General features: G+C 40.5%; 22 protein-coding genes. 11 read left to right on the top strand and 11 right to left on the bottom strand.

Translation table 11 applies throughout. The features are described from left to right. A partial coding sequence (locus AC1DPZ_RS01600; protein WP_477400778.1) for an ABC transporter permease occupies positions 1 to 595 on the bottom strand: 595 nt, incomplete at its 3' end. A gap of 110 nt (positions 596 to 705) precedes the next feature. Continuing rightward, entirely contained in the window at positions 706 to 1470 is a 765-nt protein-coding gene (locus AC1DPZ_RS01605) for an ABC transporter ATP-binding protein (protein WP_477400779.1), read from the bottom strand. 618 nt (positions 1471 to 2088) lie between these two features. Between AC1DPZ_RS01605 and AC1DPZ_RS01610 the strand changes: the two genes are divergently transcribed. Beyond that, positions 2089 to 3657 carry a hypothetical protein gene (locus AC1DPZ_RS01610; RefSeq protein WP_477400780.1) on the top strand — a complete coding sequence of 523 codons (1569 nt, stop codon included), beginning with the start codon at positions 2089 to 2091 and terminating at the stop codon, positions 3655 to 3657. Positions 3658 to 3768: 111 nt separating this feature from the next. Here AC1DPZ_RS01610 and AC1DPZ_RS01615 read toward each other — a convergent pair whose 3' ends face one another. The 3 genes from AC1DPZ_RS01615 to AC1DPZ_RS01625 form a co-directional block, all read right to left on the bottom strand. Further along, positions 3769 to 4092 carry a DUF6686 family protein gene (locus AC1DPZ_RS01615; protein ID WP_477400782.1) on the bottom strand — a complete coding sequence of 108 codons (324 nt, stop codon included), beginning with the start codon at positions 4090 to 4092 and terminating at the stop codon, positions 3769 to 3771. A 75-nt stretch (positions 4093 to 4167) separates the two neighbouring features. Further along, positions 4168 to 5094 (bottom strand): DUF6607 family protein, encoded by a 927-nt coding sequence (locus tag AC1DPZ_RS01620; protein ID WP_477400783.1) that lies wholly within the window; start codon positions 5092 to 5094, stop codon positions 4168 to 4170. Between the two features lie 239 nt (positions 5095 to 5333). Next, complete coding sequence (locus AC1DPZ_RS01625; protein ID WP_477400784.1) at positions 5334 to 5825, bottom strand: helix-hairpin-helix domain-containing protein; 492 nt, start codon at positions 5823 to 5825, stop codon at positions 5334 to 5336. Between the two features lie 142 nt (positions 5826 to 5967). On the opposite strand from AC1DPZ_RS01625, the gene AC1DPZ_RS01630 reads away from it, so the two are divergent. Beyond that, a complete protein-coding gene (locus tag AC1DPZ_RS01630; RefSeq protein WP_477400785.1) occupies positions 5968 to 8211 on the top strand; it encodes an ATP-binding protein in 2244 nt (747 codons plus the stop codon). Between the two features lie 70 nt (positions 8212 to 8281). On the opposite strand, the gene carA is transcribed toward AC1DPZ_RS01630, so the two are convergent. Next, the gene (gene carA / locus AC1DPZ_RS01635) at positions 8282 to 9382 is read right to left on the bottom strand and encodes a glutamine-hydrolyzing carbamoyl-phosphate synthase small subunit (RefSeq protein ID WP_477400786.1); all 1101 of its coding nucleotides are present in this window, start codon (positions 9380 to 9382) and stop codon (positions 8282 to 8284) included. A gap of 270 nt (positions 9383 to 9652) precedes the next feature. Between carA and panB the strand changes: the two genes are divergently transcribed. Both panB and AC1DPZ_RS01645 read left to right on the top strand, forming a co-directional pair. Then, positions 9653 to 10465, top strand: coding sequence for a 3-methyl-2-oxobutanoate hydroxymethyltransferase (gene panB / locus AC1DPZ_RS01640; RefSeq protein ID WP_477400788.1), 813 nt, complete (start codon positions 9653 to 9655; stop codon positions 10463 to 10465). Between the two features lie 86 nt (positions 10466 to 10551). Beyond that, positions 10552 to 11277, top strand: coding sequence for an RluA family pseudouridine synthase (locus tag AC1DPZ_RS01645; protein ID WP_477400789.1), 726 nt, complete (start codon positions 10552 to 10554; stop codon positions 11275 to 11277). 5 nt (positions 11278 to 11282) lie between these two features. Here AC1DPZ_RS01645 and AC1DPZ_RS01650 read toward each other — a convergent pair whose 3' ends face one another. From AC1DPZ_RS01650 to yiaK, 3 genes are read right to left on the bottom strand one after another with little or no spacing between them, the layout of a single operon-like run. Next, positions 11283 to 11639 carry a helix-turn-helix domain-containing protein gene (locus tag AC1DPZ_RS01650; RefSeq protein WP_477400790.1) on the bottom strand — a complete coding sequence of 119 codons (357 nt, stop codon included), beginning with the start codon at positions 11637 to 11639 and terminating at the stop codon, positions 11283 to 11285. A 5-nt stretch (positions 11640 to 11644) separates the two neighbouring features. Next, positions 11645 to 11956: a type II toxin-antitoxin system HigB family toxin gene (locus AC1DPZ_RS01655; protein ID WP_477400791.1), complete on the bottom strand. Its 312-nt coding sequence runs from the start codon at positions 11954 to 11956 to the stop codon at positions 11645 to 11647. A 60-nt stretch (positions 11957 to 12016) separates the two neighbouring features. Continuing rightward, entirely contained in the window at positions 12017 to 13006 is a 990-nt protein-coding gene (yiaK, locus tag AC1DPZ_RS01660; protein ID WP_477400793.1) for a 3-dehydro-L-gulonate 2-dehydrogenase, read from the bottom strand. A 217-nt stretch (positions 13007 to 13223) separates the two neighbouring features. Between yiaK and AC1DPZ_RS01665 the strand changes: the two genes are divergently transcribed. Continuing rightward, positions 13224 to 13745: a lipocalin family protein gene (locus tag AC1DPZ_RS01665; RefSeq protein WP_477400794.1), complete on the top strand. Its 522-nt coding sequence runs from the start codon at positions 13224 to 13226 to the stop codon at positions 13743 to 13745. A gap of 113 nt (positions 13746 to 13858) precedes the next feature. Further along, entirely contained in the window at positions 13859 to 14437 is a 579-nt protein-coding gene (gene purN / locus AC1DPZ_RS01670; RefSeq protein ID WP_477400795.1) for a phosphoribosylglycinamide formyltransferase, read from the top strand. Positions 14438 to 14669: 232 nt separating this feature from the next. On the opposite strand, the gene AC1DPZ_RS01675 is transcribed toward purN, so the two are convergent. Together AC1DPZ_RS01675 and AC1DPZ_RS01680 are read right to left on the bottom strand one after the other, a co-directional pair. Further along, complete coding sequence (locus tag AC1DPZ_RS01675; RefSeq protein ID WP_477400796.1) at positions 14670 to 15233, bottom strand: hypothetical protein; 564 nt, start codon at positions 15231 to 15233, stop codon at positions 14670 to 14672. Between the two features lie 251 nt (positions 15234 to 15484). Then, complete coding sequence (locus tag AC1DPZ_RS01680; protein ID WP_477400797.1) at positions 15485 to 16393, bottom strand: serine hydrolase; 909 nt, start codon at positions 16391 to 16393, stop codon at positions 15485 to 15487. A 67-nt stretch (positions 16394 to 16460) separates the two neighbouring features. On the opposite strand from AC1DPZ_RS01680, the gene AC1DPZ_RS01685 reads away from it, so the two are divergent. From AC1DPZ_RS01685 to AC1DPZ_RS01705, 5 genes are read left to right on the top strand one after another with little or no spacing between them, the layout of a single operon-like run. Beyond that, a complete protein-coding gene (locus AC1DPZ_RS01685) occupies positions 16461 to 16700 on the top strand; it encodes a DUF433 domain-containing protein (RefSeq protein WP_477400799.1) in 240 nt (79 codons plus the stop codon). Continuing rightward, positions 16684 to 17022, top strand: coding sequence for a DUF5615 family PIN-like protein (locus AC1DPZ_RS01690; protein ID WP_477400800.1), 339 nt, complete (start codon positions 16684 to 16686; stop codon positions 17020 to 17022). The genes AC1DPZ_RS01685 and AC1DPZ_RS01690 overlap by 17 nt, the downstream gene beginning before the upstream one ends. 53 nt (positions 17023 to 17075) lie before the next feature. Next, a complete protein-coding gene (gene lpxK, locus AC1DPZ_RS01695; protein WP_477400802.1) occupies positions 17076 to 18119 on the top strand; it encodes a tetraacyldisaccharide 4'-kinase in 1044 nt (347 codons plus the stop codon). Beyond that, positions 18103 to 18918 carry a purine-nucleoside phosphorylase gene (locus AC1DPZ_RS01700; RefSeq protein WP_477400803.1) on the top strand — a complete coding sequence of 272 codons (816 nt, stop codon included), beginning with the start codon at positions 18103 to 18105 and terminating at the stop codon, positions 18916 to 18918. The genes lpxK and AC1DPZ_RS01700 overlap by 17 nt, the downstream gene beginning before the upstream one ends. Further along, a complete protein-coding gene (locus AC1DPZ_RS01705; protein ID WP_477400804.1) occupies positions 18918 to 21014 on the top strand; it encodes a putative porin in 2097 nt (698 codons plus the stop codon). Before AC1DPZ_RS01700 ends, AC1DPZ_RS01705 begins: the two co-directional genes overlap by 1 nt. Positions 21015 to 21115: the final 101 nt, after the last annotated feature.

The raw sequence follows: 21115 nt of genomic DNA on the forward strand, positions 1-21115 counted from the left end.
GTGTTAAACGCAGGCTTAAAAACACGAAAGCTGTACCAAAAACGCCGCTGCTGAGGATAGAAAAACCCAACTGTCCGGGTAAAATAAAATCGATGTATTTGTATTCGCGGCCAGATACCGTGGTTTCTTTAATCTCGGCTACCGGGGGATTGCCGCCAAGCGTGCTGTTATTGATATTATAGTAAATATTACTGAGTACCGACCGCAGGATATTGCCTTTTTCAACAGATGCTTTGGTATATTGTACATTGACCGTATAGGCAGGTTGAGCGTTGTTTTTATGAATATCAAGCACGGCATCAATAACACCCTTTGAAAGGTTGCCTTCCATATCACCGGTTGTTTGATCCTGTATTAAATGAATAACCTTTACATTTTTAAGCGCCTGGTAAATAGGGCTTAAAGTGTCACTTGTTTTAGCCACACCCACATCAACAGTAACGCCGCCGCCACCGATATTGGCAAAAACAATAATAAATATTAAAGGGAAAGCCAATGTAAATACCACCGCCGAAGGGCTGCGTAGTATCGATCGGAAACTCGCTTTGGCAATGGCCAGGGTTGCTTTTGTATTGCTGTATTTTTTTTGGTTCATTAGTTCAATGGTTCATTAGTTCATTGGTCTTATCGCCGGGCGTTATCTGTCAGCCGTTATAACTGCAAACTCAAAACTGCCAACTTACTCCCCCTTCAGGGGGCCGGGGGCTAACCTTCCCGCCATTCCTTACCTGTGAGGTTAATAAATACATCCTCCAGGTTTGCCAGTTTTACCTGTTTCTTACGTTCAAAGCCAGATGCCACCAGCTCATCAATAAAATGATCAGGGGTATCAATGCCGATGATACGGCCACCATCAACAAAGGCAACGCGATCACATAATACTTCGGCTTCATCCATATAATGGGTGGTAATTACAACGGTAGTTCCCTGGTCCCGGATCTCGCGGATCAGATCCCAAAGGTTGCGGCGGGCCTGCGGATCGAGGCCGGTTGTTGGTTCATCTAAAAAAATGATCCTTGGGTTATTAATAAGTGTGGTAGCAATTGAAAATCTTTGTTTTTGTCCGCCCGAAAGATCTTTGTATTTTGCTTTAGCTTTATCGGTTAAGGCTACTTTCTCCAGCATCTCCATCGGGCTTTTGTCGATACCGTACAAACCCGAAAACAGGTTAATCAGCTCCGACAGGTTAAGGTTTGGATAATAACCGGCCGCCTGCAATTGTACCCCGATGCGTTGTTTAATAGGGTCTTTATCTGTTTCGATATTAAAGCCATCAACTGTTATTTCGCCCGATGTTTTTTCGCGGAGGGTTTCTATTACTTCGAGTGTAGTGGTTTTGCCCGCACCGTTGGGACCAAGCAAGCCGAAGATCTCCCCTTCGTAAACTTCAAAACTTATGCCTTTTACGGCTGCAAAATCGCCGTAATTTTTTACCAGGTTTTTAACAGTGATAATAGGTTGTTTTGCCATAGCGTAAAAATGCATCAGAATAATGAAATAACCATGAATTATTTTTAAGCCCTATCCAGAGGCCCCCTCCCAAATGGCGATTTCTGGCTGAGGCTTTTTATGATTTTGGTTACGGGTTCATCGCGCTTTTTTAACAATTTTGTTCTCGGCTTCCGATTTCCCCCAGTTCCAGGTTACGTGTTTCTCTTTTTTTATCACTCCCTATTTAAGTCCCTTTTGTGAGTGAGGGTTTATTTTACCAGGTGACCAATGGAATGGATGATAGATTCGGCATGTTCAACTGCCTTCATTAACAGGTGGATGATTTGTATAGCAAGTAAAGTTTTCATGATGGTTGCGATTTGTTGATTCAAAAGTGCAAACAGAATGGATTTTTTGCTATAGTTATTAGGCGAAGCGGACCAAAGTTCCGGTAAACGGCAGAAAATTACCGATGAATAAGCGGTGAAAATGGAGCAGCATCGGTAAAAATTGCGAGCCGGCATTAAATATTAATTAATTTACTTAAGCAATTCCAAACAACGATTGCACTGACACGATATAGTCATGTAAGTTCATCACAAATGCCCCTGGTTATAAGTATTACCTATATCTTTAGGTGCCTTATTAATATTAAATATGAAAAAAACCTTATTACTATTTCTATCCATTTTAACGTTCAACATTGCTAACGCCCAATTTAAACTCATTGCCGAAGGGCCGGTATTTAAAGAACCGGAAGAAGGATTTGCCAAAATTTTACAAATGAAGAATGGCAACACCATGTTCATTTGCATTACTGTTAAAGATGGAATAAACGTTGTTGTTTACAATCCATCCCATCAGCAAATTGCCCAAACAAATATCGAACCTGCATATGGTAAATCAGATAAAGGCGGCATCGAAGCTATTTTTGAACTTAACGGAAATGTGGTTTTGATGATAAGTAAAGCTGTTTCCAGGACACCTACTCTATATCGTCTTATTATCGATGCTCAAAACGGTACTTTAAAGGACGAGCAAAAAATTGCCGAATTGAAAAAGGTTAGCTTTTTTGAAGGTTATGCCATTGGTTTTGGCGGCGTACCTTTGCCTGATTTTTTTGTAAGGAAAGATCCCAATAGCGATAATTATGCCGTTGCGATGTTTAATAGTTTTGAATCTGAAAGAAGCAAACGGATAGAAATTGTTAGCTATGGAGCCGATAACAAAGAAACTGGACGTGCTTTTTATACCTCGCCCGAAGAAAAATACAAGTACATGCGCTATGTAGACATGGCCGTAATTGGAAGCGAAAAAGTATGCGTTTTATCTTATGCGTATAATACCAGGAACAGCGGCGGCAAAGAGAGCGAATTAATTATGGCTAACCTCGATAGAGGTTCGACTACAGTAAGCCTTACCGAACTTGGTTTTTCAAAAGATCTTATAGTTGATTATGGGATTACACGCTATGATCCGGTTGTTAAATCGTTAATTTTGATAGCGCTTGTTAAAGAAAATAAACGTGACGATGGGTATACCCCAATTTTGGCTTTTATAAATCCCTTCGAAAAGAAAATTAACCGCACGAATATTTTAACGCCGCCCGACAGGCTTAATGAATATTCAAAAAAAGGTTTCAGGGGCTTGCCGCAAAATTTATTTATAAATGACGATGGCACATTTACAGTTGTTTCGGAAGAAATGGCGATACGTATTTCAAAGTATTCATCAAGCACCGCCATTGGCGATGTAGCTGTTGTCAATTATACCAAAACAGGCGAACCATCAAGCAATTTTCTTATTCGTAAAAGTCATATATTATATTCAAGTGGTTTAGCACCTTTTTACCTTTCGCATCGCGAAGGCCGGGCACAAACCCTGGCTAAGGGCAACCAGTTTAAATCGTTTGCTTATTTAGATGGTAAAATCAAAAACTATATTTTATTTAATGACACCGAACGCAATAACGAAAACCAAGCGAGCGGTAGCCTGGTAGATGTGCAAGGTGTAAGCGATTGCGACGGATTTTATTATACACTTACAGGTCCCGACGCTATACTTAAAAGAGATTACGTTTTTGGTGACCCGGCCGGTAAACACGACCATAACCTGGGCTTATTCTCGATATCAGATTACAACCGTAAAAACAACATATATGTCACCCTTGAACTATCAAAAGAAAGCGGGAAAAAAGGAGTGAAAGTTGTTTGGTTACAACCATAAAGTAAAGTTTTAATAATTAAAAAAAAGGTGGAATTTAATCTTCACCGCTTTTTATGTAATTACGTTTTCAGTTCATCTGCACATCCGTAATCTGCACATTTGCACATCTATCTACTTCCCTTCCATCAACGCATACACTTCCTGCATATAAATGGCCTCATCCATAGCTGCCTGAAAATCATCCCACTCATCAATGCTGAAGGTAAATTGTACATCGTTTACCGGTGTACGCATTACCATACGCTCTTCCCCATCCGGAAACGGGAATGTATAGTTTGCAAAATCAAGCTCCTGCGTAAAATCCCTGAATTGTACAAACTGTTCGGGCGAAAAACTCAGGATAAGGTTATTATTCCATATAAAAACACAACGGCACTCCGCGCAACGGCTAATCACCGATGCGCCTACCTGGCTTAATACTTTTGCGTCGCACATAGGTATGTAATTTAAATTGGCGCCTGCCCGGTAATAAAGCCAAACAGCATTTATTGCAGAGCAGGACTTTATATTTTAAACTGATTTTTCAACGTAATCTGCAATTATTTTGCGGGCTTCGGCTTTGTTTTTTCCGGTATCCCATTTCTCTTTTGCCGATTGAGCAGCCAGTTCAAACAACCTTTCGAACAGCATTTTGCCATCTACTTTCCCTTTTAGTTTAAGGGCTCCCGGCCCGGCATAAACCTCATCCCATACCGTGCGAACGGCTGTCCAGTAAGGTTGTTGAGTTTTCCACCATTTTTGGGCGAAAGCAAATTTGGCTTCATCGGCTTTGGTAAACTCCTCATAACCTTTTTCGCGGACCAGCAGTTTATCACCATCGGCACCTCGGATTATCTTTTGATTGTCCTGCTCAAACATCCAGCCATTGTCAGTTAAATAAATGCAGTTACCACGATGCAATACATTATAATCGCTGCGTTTGGTAAATTCACGACGAGGCAATGGAGAATCGCATTCGCTATGCCATTCATGACGGCCATCCACATGTACCCAGGTGCCGATACTTTCATACCGCGGACTATCATCTACCTGGAAAACTTTTTGAACCCAGCGGCCTTTGGTTTCGGCAGGGCTCAGTTTTATTTTGTTCCAGGCGCTGCTTTTATCAAACCTAAGCAGGCCTGGCTCTTCATATACCCAATCCTCACGCCAGTGTTTTATTACCGAAGTATCACCGGTTACCAGGATATGCTGTATCACTATTTTTTTAAGGGATTCCTGTTCTACAGCCGCCCATTCATAACCGTAAGCATGGTATTGCTGATGGTTTTTATAAGCGGTATCCGGCGAAAATGTTTCTGCATAATCAAAAGTAACTTTATAAAAACCACCCAAAGCCAATATCGCCTTACGATCCTGCTCAAACTTGGTTTGCGCACTTATTAACGTGGTTTGAAACATACCGAGCAGTGTGGCGAGGTAAAGAATTTTTTTCATGGAGAATTGTTTATTTGACCTGATATGAAGAACAAAAGCAAAGTAAAACCTTATTTAGAATAAATCCAAATAAAAATAATAATTAATAAAGGTCACCTGTAAATCTCACGTGGATGCTCAGTATGTATAAAAAGTTGCAGAACCTATTTCTCCGAAACCAATGGTATAGAAAGATAATTTCCTGAGCGAGTGTAGCTTATTCTCTATAACTACAAATCCCTACCGCAATTAACAGCCGTTTAGGCTTCGTGGCGTTCCATTTTATGGTACTGTGGCAAATGGTGCCAGGGTTTGGTTGGTCTATCAGCCGGAAACCCGTATTTTTCACGATAAGCTTTTCGCTCGGCTGTAAAATGCCACCAGCGTTTACTCTCGTCCTTATGCTTAATATAGTGGGCTAATAAGCGATATGAATCCTCCACACATGGATCGGCCCAGGCGCCGCAATGTTTTTCAAAAGCATTAAAAAGTTCTACAGGATCTTTATCTTCTAATTGCTTTAACGAATAATAACCTTGCTCTATCAGCTCGGTGGCAAAATTTATGCCCAATGAGGGGATACTTTGAAATTCAATCAGCGCGCCTATCTCTTTCGCTCTTTGAGCCGGAGTTTCTAATATAGATGCAATTTCATCAGGCGCATATTCGGGCAGCTGATTTATTCTTATCTTTTGTTTTTTTAATAATGCCTTTTCCAGGCTGGTTAGTCCCAGATTGATATTCTTTTTCATGTGCTAAATAACTAACTTACGCAAAAAGCGAAATCTTACAGAGATCGGGTTCAAACCCATTTCTATAAATTATGAACAAATGGTTAAATAAAACAAAATAGCCATTACTTTCGTATAAAGCACTTTAACTATTTATTTGAGCTTGAAATTTACAAAACAAATCGTAACCGGTAGCACTCAAACATCGAAACTTTTGTCGATGATCTTTTTGTTGTTCATGCATCTGCAAGGGTTTGCAGCATCGCATCCCGAGGTTGACAGCATTAAAAATTTACTGACGATAGCAGCACTCCACCAAAAAAAGCCAGATACCTCTACCATTAACACGCTGAACAAGCTGGCAGCAAACTATTTTAAATCCAATCCGGATAGTGCTTACTATTATGGGCAAAAGGGCATTGAACTATCCCGGAAAATTAAGTACCGCGCGGGTATCGCTAACGGATTACTGGAAACCGGTCATGTAAATTATTTTAAAGGCAAATCGGTACAGGCCAAGCAAAACTTCGATGAAGCCATTGCGCTGTTTAAAAGCCTTAATGATAACAAGGGGCTCAGCAGATGTTATATTTCATACGGGCGCATGTACAATTTGCTCGCCGAATACAAATTGGCATTATACTATTTAGACATGGCACGTTTAATATGCCTACGTAATAATGATGAAGCCACGTTAACCGATTGCTATAAAAATATTGGTATAACCTATTTCAGCAGGGGGCAGCTTTCAAATGCACTTGACTTTTACTACAAAGGGCTTTTTATCGCCTTGAAAAACAAATACGTTACCACCTCTGCAGAGATTTATAATAATATTGGCGTGGTGCTACAAAACATGGAAGTGTATCCAAATGCGCTTGAATATTTTAAAAAAGCTGTACAGGTATTTGAAACCACCAACAACAAGCAGGCTATAGGCACTATAGATGAAAACATTGGCGAAGTATTGCTTGCACAAGCTAAATATGATGAAGCTATAGGTTATTTATTCAAATCGATAATAATTGCTAAACAACAAGATGACAAAGACGGACTGAGTTCTGTTTATACCGATCTTGGCTTATGCTATGCACACAAAAACCAAATGAAGCTGGCAATAGCCTATCTTGATACTTCGCTGCAAATAGCAACCAGTTTTAAAATTGTATACAACCAGGCTTATGCATCAAATGGCTATGCAACTGTATATAATTTGATAAAAGATTACAAAAACGCCTATAAATATGCTATTCAAGGCGAACAATTTGCGATTAAATTGGGTAATATATCGGTACGATCAAACGCAGCATTACAGTTAAATAAGGCAATGGCCGGCTTAGGTAAGTTTGAAGATGCCAACCGCCTTTTAAATGAATACATTGCCCTTAAAACTCAAATTAATGATAACGAAAGCATCCAAAAGCTTACCTCTTACAATTACGAACTTGGATTTGCCGAAAAAAAACGCCAGTTAGCCCAGCAGCAGCATGAACGCGACCTGATATACCAACAGAAAATAAAAAGTCAGCGCCTTATAAATGCTATATTCTTAATTATTATCCTGGCAATGATAGTTACCGTTGGCATTTATTACCGACAAAAACGCAAACAGCAAAAGATAAATGCCCTGCTTGAAGACAGGAACCATGAAATATTGCAACAAAAAACCAATATTGATGACCAGGCCGAGAAATTAAATGACCTTAACCATTTAAAGGACCGCCTTATTTCTATTTTGGCGCATGACCTGCGCGCTCCCCTGAGCACTTTACGTGGCCTGTTTGATTTACTGCAGGATGATAGCATTAGTCACCACGAATTATTGGAGATGATACCGGGGGTATTGAAAAAGCTGGAATATACATCCGACTTTTTGGATACTCTGCTGTTTTGGATCAATAGCCAGATGGAAAACTTTGATGCTTCTGTAAAAAACTTTTCTATAAAGGAGCTGGTTAGCTTTGAAATTGATAGCTATCATGAGCAGGCCTTATTAAAAGGCATTACCCTGGTCGATAGCATCCCTAATGCCCTATCGGCCTGGGCCGATCCCAATTCCATCCGCATAGTTATCCGTAACCTAATCACCAATGCCTTAAAGTTCTCGCGCGAAAATGATATCATCGAGATCTCTGCCTGGCAGGAGGATGATCAAAAACTTACTGTAAAAGTAAAGGATACCGGAGTAGGCATGCCTGTTGAGCAGCGCGAAAAACTTTTTAAAGGTAAGGTGAACAGTAAAACCGGTACCAAAAATGAATCGGGTACCGGTATGGGTATGCTATTTTGTAAGGATTTGGTTGAACGCTGTAATGGTAAAATATGGGTTGCCAGTGAGCCGGGCGTTGGTACAGAATTTATGTTTACGGTGCCGGTGGCGGCGGTTGGTAACCCAGTGGTAGTTTAGATAAAATAACAAAAAAGCCTTTCAAGTTTAAAACTCAAAAGGCTTTTCAAATCATCTGCATATCTGCAGTTTATTTCATCAGGTTGATAAAATCATCAAACAAGTATCTTGAATCGTGCGGACCAGGTGATGATTCCGGGTGGTATTGTACCGAGAATGCTTTTTTATCTTTTACACGGATACCTTCAATTGATTGATCGTTAAGGTTTACGTGAGTTATCTCTACCTTATCAGATGCGCGTACAGCCTCGGGCACTACACCAAAACCATGATTTTGCGAGGTTACCTCGCAATGGTTAATGATGATATTTTTTACCGGGTGGTTTAAACCACGGTGACCATTAAACATTTTTTTGGTTGGAATATCATTGGCCAAAGCCAGCAACTGGTGACCTAAACAAATACCAAACATTGGTTTATCGGCAGCTAAAATTTCCTTTACAGTAGCAATAGCGTAAGGCATAGCCGATGGATCGCCGGGGCCGTTTGATATGAAATAGCCACTTGGCGCAAAATCTTTTTCCATTTCTTCGAACGAAGTTTTTGCAGGAAAAACCTTGGCGTATACATCACGATCGTCAAAATTGCGCAGGATATTCTTTTTAACGCCCAGGTCAAGCACGGCTACACGGTAAGCCGCCTTCTCATCACCAAAGGTATAAGTTTCTGTAGTTGATACCTGCGATGAAAGCTCAAGGCCATCCATTGAAGGGACTTCGGCAAGTTTGGCTTTAAGTTCTTCAATATCCAAAATTTCCGAAGAAATGATGGCATTCATCGCACCCTTATCGCGGATGTGACGAACAATCTGGCGGGTGTCTACATCAGAGATACCTACTATATTTTGCGCCTGGAAATAATCCTGGATAGATTCATTGGCCTGTTTACGGCTGTAAGCAATGTTATAATTTTTACAAACCAAACCCGAGATCTGGATATTGCCAGATTCAACTTCGTTATCGGCAATGCCATAATTACCAATGTGAGCATTGGTGGCAACCATTATTTGCCCAAAGTATGATGGGTCGGTAAAAATTTCCTGGTAGCCGGTCATGCCTGTATTAAAACAGATCTCGCCGGTTGTAGTACCAATCTTTCCGGCGGCTTTACCGTAAAAAACGGTTCCGTCGGCTAATAAAAGTACAGCCGGTAATTTGGTGAAGTAAGTCATTTAGCAAAAAAATTGAATGGATTATTAAATCGGATCGCCTGGTTCAAAGCCCCGTGAAAACTGATAGAAATATTGAAGTAAGGAACTTCCGGATTCACGGTGCAAAAGTAGAAATTTATTTCGGATTTGAGATACCGGATTTCGGATTTTTTATTTTTTTGAGTGTACCTATATAAATTGCAAATCAAAATTAAATAAATCCGAAATACCAATTCCGAAATCCGAAATTAATAATTCTACCTTTGTGCTTTCTTTAATACAATTATATCTATGTCTGTAAACAAAGAAGTTAAAAGGATCACCACGCATATACTGCAGGAGATGAAAAATCGTGGCGAAAAAATTGCCATGCTTACCGCCTATGATTACTCCATGGCGGCTATTGTTGATGATGCCGGTATGGATATTATTTTGGTAGGCGATTCGGCTTCCAACGTAATGGCCGGGCACGAAACTACGCTGCCCATAACGCTTGACCAGATGATATACCATGCCTCTTCGGTGGTGCGCGCTGCAAAACGTGCGTTGGTGGTAGTCGATCTGCCCTTTGGCTCTTACCAGGGTAACTCAAAAGAAGCGCTAAATTCCTCTATTCGTATCATGAAAGAATCGGGAGCGCATGGAGTTAAAATGGAGGGTGGCGTAGAAATTGCTGAATCCGTTAGCCGCATACTTACTGCAGGTATACCTGTTATGGGGCATTTAGGTTTAACGCCTCAGTCTATTTATAAATTTGGCACATATACTGTACGTGCAAAAGAAGAAGTGGAGGCTCAAAAACTGAGAGAAGATGCTTTAAAATTACAGGAGTTAGGCTGCTTTGCTATTGTACTGGAGAAAATACCGGCCAAACTTGCCCAGGAAGTAAGTGAAAGTGTACAGATTCCCATTATAGGTATCGGTGCCGGGCAGTGCGATGGACAGGTTTTAGTGATACATGATATGCTGGGTATTAATAACAACTTTAAACCTCGTTTTTTACGCCAGTATGCCAATTTATACGAACAAATGAACGGTGCTTTTAAAAATTACATAAAAGATGTAAAATCGAAAAGTTTTCCGAACGATAAGGAACAGTATTAAATGGGCAGATTTCAGATTTGCAGATATGCAATTTTTGAAATTAAAGACAAATCCGAAATCGAAAATCCCAAATCCGAAATATAAATATGGCGCGCCCAGAGTTTAATTATACAAGTTACGATATTACCGATGTAGATATCCTTTATGAGGACAACCATCTTATCGCCATAAATAAGCGTGCCGGGGATATTGTGCAGGTGGATGATACCGGTGATGAATCGCTGGATGATAAGGTAAAAAAATACATAGCAAAAAAATACAACAAACCCAATGGGGCTTTCTTAGGTGTAGTACACCGGCTTGACAGGCCCGTAAGCGGTGTTATACTTTTTGCAAAAACCAGCAAAGCTTTGGAGCGCATCAATAAAATGTTCAAAGGCCGCGAAATGCACAAAACATACTATGCCGTTGTACGCAAAAAACCATATCCCGAAGCCGGTACTTTAATACATTGGCTGGTTAAAAACCCGCAGAAAAATGTAACCAAAGCTCATGATAAAGAAGTGCAGGGCAGCCAGCGGGCCGAACTTAGCTACAAATTGGTTGGCGAACTTAATGGCTATTACTTAATTGAGGTTGACCCCATAACCGGCAGGCCGCACCAAATAAGGGTGCAGCTTTCAACTTTAGGCACCCCTATTGTTGGCGATAATAAATACGGTTATCCGCGTGGCAGCCTGCGCAAAAGTATCTGCCTGCATGCACGTAGGTTAACCTTTATACACCCTGTTAAAAATGAACCCGTTGAAATTGTTGCCCCGGTTCCGCACGATGGTTTTTGGGAGAAGTTTGAAGGGATGATGATTGGGTAATCTGGTTAATAGGCCTGTATCAATACTTCAGTAGGAATTTTCAGGTTATTATGCAAAAGTCTTATCATTTCTAATGAAAGCTTCCTTTTTCTATTAAGTATTTCACTTGCTCTGCTTTTAAGCCCTATTACTTTTGCCAGATCATTTTGATTATAACCCATCTGATCCATTCTAAATTTTATAGCTTCAATAGGGTCTGGAAAGTCAATTGGAAAATGCTCATCCTCATACTTTTCAATTAAAATCCCTAAAACTTCGAGCTCATCGCCATCTTCTGAACCTTTTTGGGCATCAAATATCAATTCAAGCCTTTCTAAAGCCTGTTGATAATCGTTTTCATTTTTAATAGGTTTTATAGTCATGATGATTAGATTTTTGTAGCGTCTATTTTATCATATTCGGAGTGGGTTCCAATAAATCTAACCCAAACCATTTGATAATTATAGCTTATCTTCACAATTAAACGGTAATTATTCCCCTTAATATTAAATACAATTCTGTTATCCTGTAAAATACTCGCACTTGGATATTCCTTCTTAATATCGTTCGGGTGTTGCCATTCACTGTTACTTGCTTCCTGGAACCAGGCCTTCAATTGTTGCTGACAGTCTGGATGTATCTCCCAAAAATCTCTAAGTATTTTCTTTGCTATAACCCTCAAAGCATTTTCTTTAAACAAATATAATAAAAAGTTCCCGAATTGGGAATTTATTATTTTTATTGCGGCATTGAAATATTCTCACAACCCTTTCACTACTTCCCAAATCCGCTCATCCACCAATACACCTTCACTTAAACTCTTTGTGCGGGTTTTAATGGTATTTTCTCCCGGATAAGATATCGATCCGTCTTCGTGCTCGGGGGTGCTTGTTTTAGTATAAGCAATAATCTCTTCAATGAGTGCCGCGGTTTGTTCATCCCCCTTAGGTTTTATGCAGACAAAAACCTGCGATACGCCCGATTCTGCGCCGCTTTTGGTGATTTTAGCCGTAGAATTACCCCCACTTAAAATTGTAGCCAAAAGATCGAGAACTAAAGACAGGCCAGATCCTTTCCAGAAACCAACCGGCAATAACCTTTCTGATTTAAGTATGGCAGCGGCATCTGTACTTAAGTTACCTTTGTTATCATAACCACCAGGCAGAGGCAGGGTTTCATTATTTGATTTGTACTGCTGTAATTTACCTACAGCATATTGGGATATGGCCATATCCAACACCACATGCCCCCCTTTACGCGGCACAGCTATAACGAGTGGATTATTCCCTAAACGCGGATCAAGGCCACCCCAGGGCGGCAGGTTGGCAATGGTATTGGTGAAGCAGATCCCGATACACCCCGCTTCGGCAGCCTGCCAGCCATAGGTACCACCACGCATCCAGTGGTTAGTGTTTTTTATAGCTACGCAGCTTATTCCATTCTCTTTTGCCAGGGTAATTGCCCTGTTCATACAAAAAACAGCATTCAATATTCCTGGTCCGTAATTACCGTTCCATTGTTCTATCGCACCAAAACCACCCTCTTTTGTTGGTTCCAGATCCGGCTTTACAAAACCATCTTTTACATGCCCTACAAAAACCGGGAACCGGTTAAGTCCATGCGTATATACACCATCCCGGCTATTACCTGCAAAAATGGCAGCACATTGTTCAGCCTTGTCATTCGTAAAATTCAGGCTTAGCAAAACACGATTAAATTCGGCTTTGAGTTGGTGAAAAGGGATACGCATATTTTTAAATTAAAAAATCAAAAGTAAAAATCCTTTCGCATTAATGCCATTGCAATTCGCCCTGATCATACATCTATAATCTTCATTTACAAAATCAAATTTGTACCTTGCCCTGGCAGCATGCGGGGGTATGTAATATTTTTTTATTAAAACAGTTATAAATGAATCCTGATAGCCAACTAATAAGCAGGAATTTTTATTTTTGCGACGACGTTCAATGAAAAACAAGCTCCCATTACTTTTTATACTTGGTTTAGTTACGATTAACCTGCTCAGCAATTCATGTAAAAAGGAAAATAGCAGCAATATCCCCCATCTACTAACTACCGGTGTTTGGCAACTGGCCTCTATACAGGTTTACAATTATGTGGGCAATGCGCAAACAGGCGATCCGGATACTTTAAATACCGACTGTGACAAAACACAGTTTTTCACCTTTAAAACAGACAACACCTGTTCATACACCAATTTTGATTGTCTTGACCAAACCTCAACCGGTACATGGACGCTTACCGAAAACAAGTTATATTTTAATTCGGATATGGTTTGCACCGATACAATTGCAGGTGGCGGTACCAGTACAGTTACACCGTTTAAAAACACACAAATATCTAACCTGGGCAGTTACTCTATGGTGTTGCAAACCGGTGATGTAGAGCCTAATTATTCGTCGACCAAAAGGCGGCAGATAGTACGATATGGATTTGTAAGGCAAAATGCAACAACAAATACTAATTAAAATGCGTAAAAATTTATATTTGGACTATAGATTGACCAGTTCATTACTTAATTACCGGGAGCATAAAAACACTACCGGTACCTTCATAACCTTTTGAAAAAGCATAAACTTTAATGAAGAAACGAATTGCTATTTTTGCTTCAGGTTCAGGATCAAACGCTCAAAAGTTAATGGAGCATTTTAAACGCAATCCCGAAGCCGAAGTTGTTCTGATACTCACCAACAACCCACAGGCTTACGTATTACAGCGTGCCGACAATTTTGAAGTGCCATCGCACATATTTACCCGCCATGAATTTTTTGAAACCGACGACGTGATTCGCCTGTTAAAAAACCTACAGGTTGACCTCATTGTATTGGCTGGCTTTTTATGGCTGATCCCTGGATCCTTACTCAAGGCATTCCCCAACAAGATCATCAACCTGCACCCTGCCCTGCTACCCAAATACGGGGGGAAAGGCATGTATGGCGATCACGTGCATAAAGCCATTATGGAGGCAAAAGAAGAAGAAAGCGGTATCACCATCCATTTTGTGAACGAGCAGTTTGATGAAGGCGAAATTATTCATCAATCGAAATTTAAAATAGAGTCGGGCGATAACCTGGAGATGATAAAATTCAAAGGTCAGCAACTGGAACACTTACATTTCCCCAAGGTGGTTGAGGCATTATTGAAGAAGATGAAGAGCTAACACGATTTTCAGGATTGATAGGATTTTTTTGCTGTTGCGTTCGCAACAGGTGAAACAGTAAAAAATTACATCTATTTAACAATCAATAGATTGCGGATTGTCATATTTTACAAACCGCAACAAAACCGCAACAGTAGAAGGCTAAGTCCAGGCTATCGGTGTAATTAAATTGATCTTTGTACAGAAATCTTCCCCCAATCAAGTCTTGATACTTGATACTAACTACTTGATACTAATTCAAATACTCCTTCGGTATGGGATTATCCTTCCGTTCTCCATCAAAAAACCAGGCCAGAATCCAGAATCGGGTGCCATCGTTAAATAGTTCAATACTGTTGATTCCGCGCTCAATCACAGGTCCGTTTTTAGTATTGCGCGATTCGTAGGTGCTGAACACATGAAAGATGCTGCCAAATTTTTCAACCTTGCGGGATATTTCTCTTTCATCAAAACCATCGCGTGATAACGAAGCGTCCGACCGGCGGTGATACTCCTTCAGGGTCATGTAAGCGAACCGCTGTTTCCCCTGCTTATCAATATATCCCGAACCTACACGAGCATCGGCTATATGCAGCAGGCTATCGCGCTCATAGCTAATCTTTCCCCCTTTTTCCACCGTCACCACATCGTAATATGCCTTCATGATGCCATCAAGGGTATTTACGTTATCGCCATATTTGGTGGTTACCTGGGCCTGGGCTGATTGACAAACCACGGTTAAAACAACAAGGCTTATTATCAAATACACCTTTTGGACCGCCGATGGTTTAGATTGGGTTAATACAGTGCGAATCATGATGATAGGTTTTAATAAATCACTCTAATTTATTAAAACTTATCCTATTTTAAAATCCTTGTTCCTTCTTCCCTTAAAAATTAGCATTCACAGATACCCCATATGTACGCGGGTTACCAAGGTAAATTGCTCCAAAATCATAGGCGTGGTCAATAGCTTTTTGTCATTGATATTACTTTCCTAAAAAACAAGCCGATGTTTTGGTATCGAGGCTAACCCGCGCCTTAAAATTTACCCTATCAAAATGTAGTTTATTCGTTTAACATATACTTATCAACGCCATCGGCAGGTTTCCAGTCGCTGCTAGGTTCATAGTAATGCCACAGTAGTGCCGACACTTTTTTTATTAGTAAACCAGCTTCATTACCGGGGCCCCAGCTTTGATCGGTATTATGATTGGTTATAATAGAGAATACATAGTCGCCATGCGGCGCGTTCACCAATACTATTTCCGATCTGGATTCGTCAACCGCACCTTGTTTGGATATGGTATGTACATATGGCGGAATCTGCGACAACGCATGCTCATCCCAATAAATCCGGCCCATGTTGCGGTACATGCGTTCACTTGCTGCCTCGCTAATTGCCCTGCCCTGCCTTATCATGGTAAACAGGCGGCACATTTCATAAGGTGTACTTACCCCCCAGCCATAAACTTTGCGAATGGCCTCGCGACCGGCTACCCTTGAATTTACCCGCATTACCTTAAAACCATTTTGCTGCAGCCAGTTATTAATATATTCGCCGCCAACCAGCTTTTGCAACCACAGGCTGGCGGTATTATCACTCATGGTTATCATTAACATAGCTACCTTACTTAGCTGTATGGTGTCTTTATCCTTAAAGGATCCCAAAATGTCTTCCCCGGCATATAAAAGCGAATCGCGGTAAGAAAGTTTCTGGTTATATTTTAATTCGCCCTTTTCTATTTTATCCATCAAACCACATTGAATACTCACCTTGATCATGCTGGCTGTTGGGAAAAGCGTATCGGCATTTATGGCAGCCGTTTTACCGGTTTTAAGATTTTGAACATAGATGCCAACCTGCCCGTGAAAGCCTTTTATTGCATCCTGCAATTGGGCGGTAAGTTTTTTATCTGTTTGGGCAAAGGTGGCGGTGGTAATGAATATGAAAAGGATGAGAAGTTTGAATTTCATGTGGATGGAACTTTTATTTATCAAATGCAAAATACTTAGTAAAATCAAATATTCGTATCTTTATCATATGGAAATTCAAAAAGTCATCAATATTGATCAGGATATTTTAGGTGGGCAGCCCGTTTTTGCGGGTACCCGTGTACCCGTTGAATCACTTTTTGATCATTTAGAAGCCGGCATTTCTTTGGATGGTTTTCTGGATGATTTTCCATCTGTTACTAAAGAACAAGCTGTTTCACTTTTAGATATCGCCAACAGATTAGTTACTTCAAAAGATATAGCCAAACTTTATGAAGCTGTTGCTTGACGAAAACCTACCTAAAAAACTCAAACTTGATTTCCCTGATCACGAAATTTATACAGTGACCGATAAAGGCTGGAACGGAATAAAAAACGGGGAGTTACTAAAGCTGTTGATTCAAGAAAATTTTGATGCGTTGTTAACCTTTGATAAAAACCTTCAGTACCAACAAAATTTCAATAAATATACCATTCGGGTATTTGTATTTTCGGCACCAATCAATACCTATCAGGAGCTAACAAAACTCACTCCGCAAATAAACGGATATTTTAGAAGAACAAGTTCTGCACCGATTCTTGCTTTTAAACCTGTTATTATTATTTCATAAAAAAAATCATCTGAAATTTAGGATATCTAAACGTTTATATCTTTACACGTCAAATGAAATACCTACGCTGGCTTCTATTCCCCTTCTCGCTCACTTATGGCCTCGTTGTTATCATTCGTAACTGGTGTTATGATGCAGGCGTTTTCAAAAGCCGGGCGTTTAATTTGCCGGTTATTGTTGTAGGCAATCTTGATGTGGGTGGCGCAGGTAAAAGCCCGATGACAGAATACCTGGTACGCCTCTTTAAGGATAAGTATCAACTGGCAACGCTTAGCAGGGGGTATGGCCGTAAAACCAAAGGTTTTTTGATTGCAGATACTATTCCTAACGCATCGGCAATTGGAGATGAACCTGCTCAATTCAAAAGTAAATTTCCGGATGTTACTGTTGCTGTTTGCGAAAAGCGTGTTGAAGGAATTGAACAGCTTAAGTATAAGCATAACATCATAATTTTAGATGATGCCTATCAGCACCGGGCACTTAAACCGGGTTTTAGTATTTTATTGGTTGATTACAGCCGGGTATATGAACCACATTTGTTATTACCCGCCGGCAATATGCGTGAACCCTTTAGCGGCCGGGAAAGGGCGAATATCATCATCATCAGTAAATGCCCGGCTACGCTAACCGATGAAGAACAAACCCGGATCAGCAAACGCATAAAACCCTATCCATACCAATCTTTATTTTTTACATCAATAAGTTACCTGCCCTTGCGTAACATGGAGGGTTCAAATGTTTACCATACTATTGATGAGCATACAACTGTGTTCCTGCTTACCGGTATTGCCAATCCGGAGCCATTGTTATCACATTTAAAAAAGCTAACTCCGCACATCAATCACCATAAATATCCCGATCATCACCAGTTTAGCTTAAAAAATATCAGTAAACTTGCCGATGATTTTTTTGCCTGCACATCACAAAAAAAGATAGTTATAACAACAGAAAAGGATGCGCAGCGTTTAGGGGAACAGGAATTGCTTTCGGCTATAAAAAAGCTCCCTATTTTGGTGCTACCTATAGGAATTAGTTTTTTAAATAAGAGCCGGCAGCAGTTTGATAATTTAGTAACAACATATGTTAGACAATATTGAAAGCACCGCCCGGTATATAAAAAACCGTATTGGCGATTTTGAACCCGAGGTGGGTATTATTTTAGGTACGGGCCTGGGTGGCCTGGTTAAAGAAATAGTTGTTGAAAAACAACTGATGTACTCCAACATACCTGATTTCCCTATCTCGACACTGGAGTTTCATTCGGGTAAATTAATATTTGGTACACTGGGCGGCGTAAAGGTTGTGGCTATGCAGGGCCGTTTACATTATTACGAGGGTTATAACATGCAGCAGATAACCTTCCCTGTTAGGGTGATGAAATACCTGGGTATTAAAACCCTGTATGTATCAAACGCCAGCGGATCATTAAACCCTGATTTTAAAAAAGGCGACCTGATGGTTATTGCCGATCATATCAACCTGCAGCCGCAAAACCCGCTTGTAGGCCGCAATTATGAAGAGCTTGGTCCGCGTTTTCCGGATATGAGTCAACCCTACCAGCGCGCGCTTATTGATAAAGCTTTAAGTATTGCAGCGACAAACAATATAACCTGCCATAAGGGAGTTTATGTTGCTGTAACCGGCCCTAATTTAGAAACCAAGGCCGAGTACACCTATTTAAGAATCATAGGCGGCGATGCGGTTGGGATGAGTACGGTGCCCGAAGTTATTGTTGCAAACCATATGGGGATACCTGTATTTGCTATATCCGTATTAACAGATGAGGGTTTTACAGAAGTGCTGGAATCCGTATCGGTTGAAGACATTATAAGAATAGCCGAAGAGGCCGAGCCCAAACTGACCCTGATCTTAAAAAATCTGATAGCTGGTAATTAATGCGTAAAAAGCTAAAATATATTTTATTATTACTGATGTGCTTTTGCGCGCACACGGTTTTTGCACAATATGGCCAGATAAACCGTGCAAAACCACTGTCAACGCGGGATACTGTCAAAGCAACACGAAAGGTTAGCGACGATGAACTGCTGGATAGTTTACGTAAAAAAGAAGATAATAAAAAAGATTCGATTGTTTTTAGCTCCAAATTTATCCGGGTTACCATGGAACGGTTCCTGAGCGACAGTACACAAACCTTCGCGCTTGATACAGGTATATATAATTTTGAAAATTACAGCCCGCTGCTTGATCCGCGTAACCCGCGTATCAGCTTGGGTTATACCGGGGTATCGCAAAGGAATTTGTTGTTTGAGCCCAGTAAAACTATTGGCTTTGACGCTGGTTTGCACGCCCTTGATGTGTATGCTTTAAGGCCGCAGGATATAAAATATTATAACGCGCGGGTAGCCTACTCCAACCTTACACTTTTCAACGGTTTTGGCAGCTCGGCCGAGCAGGTGTTTAAAATAATCCATACTCAAAACATCAAACCAAACTGGAATGTAGGCTTTAACCTCAATTTTAACGGCTCAAGGGGATTTTACAGCAGCAGCGGTATTTTGCAGCAAAATGTGAGCGATGTAAACGCCGCGCTATTTACCTGGTACCAATCACCAGGCAAGCGGTATAACCTGTTGGCCAACATCATATACAATAATTTAAAATCCCCGGAAACAGGCTCTATTCTTAACGATTCGGTTTATACAAGCACCGGCAACACCCTTTTTTTTAAAAACTCGGCGGCAGTACGTCTACCCAATAGCTATGAAAAATGGAATGATAAAAGCCTGTACATTAAGCAGTTTTATTATTTAGGCCGGATAGACAGCTTAAATAAAGGGAAAGATAATTCCAAGATATTACCCACGCAACGCATCGCCCATACCTTATTTTTACAAAACAGCAGTTATAATTACCTGCAAACCAACCAGCCGGATACCTATAATGTATTCCCTGATTATTATTTCATCAGTAACCGGTCAAGAGATTCGCTTGTAGTTACACATATTCAAAATGAATTTTCGTACAGTTTTTACCTCAGGAGTAAATCGGTAAAATTTGTAAAGAATGAACTTAAACTTGATCTTGGCCTGGTACATGACCTTTATCACTATGGGCAATATGTAAGCGATACCACCCTTAACCAATATGGCTACCAATACGTTCGCCAGGAAAGGGTTCAAAATAATACCTTCCAGGACATCACGCTTAAAGCAAAGCTAAGCTACCGTTTTAGCGATAGGATCGGTTTGGAAGGCGACCTGAGACAAATAGCACAGGGACGCGATTTTGGTGATTATTATTATGGCGCAAAACTTACCCTTGCCGGGGGCGCAAAAGCCGGTAAGATTATTTTAGAAGCTTACTCACAAAACAGCACGCCGCCTTTGATATATACCAACTGGATCTCGAACCACTACATTTTCCATAACAGTTTTAGCAATCAAAAAACTACCAGCGCATCATTTAACTACGTGAACAATCCATTACAGTTAGATATAAAAGCCGAGTATTTTTTGATAGCCAACTACCTGTATTTTACAGCACAGCCCGGTGGTAATGATGCTCACCCAGCCCAGTTGAGCAATGATATTAACCTGCTTAAAATTAGCATTGGCAAAAACTTAAGCTATCATAGCCTGCACTTTGATAATTATGTGGTTTACCAAAAAACAGATTACCAATCAACCTTGCGTACCCCCGAGGTTTATACTTACAGCAACCTATATTTCAGCAAAACCTTTTTTGATGTTTTAAAGTCGAATTTTGGGGTAAGCGTTCGTTATAATACCCCATATGTTGCGCCATCATACGCGGTGGGTATTGGCCAGTTTTATAACGGACCTGATATCACTTTTTCCTCGTACCCGGTTGCATCGGTGTATTTTAAAGCAACACTGCAGCGTACCAACCTATTCCTGATGTATGATTATGCCAACCAGGGCTTTCAAAGCAAGGGTTATTATACCGTTAACCGATACCCGCAACAAGACCACCTGTTGAAATTTGGCGTAAGCTGGACATTTTATCAATAGGTTCGTGGAGCGGGTTGCGAATGGTGTGTAAGTTGGGATGGTCATAAGCACACGAGGTTATCTTCAAACAATTATAGTGTTTGCTATGAGGTTCCAAACAC

The organism is Mucilaginibacter sp. P4_G9 (assembly GCF_056400985.1).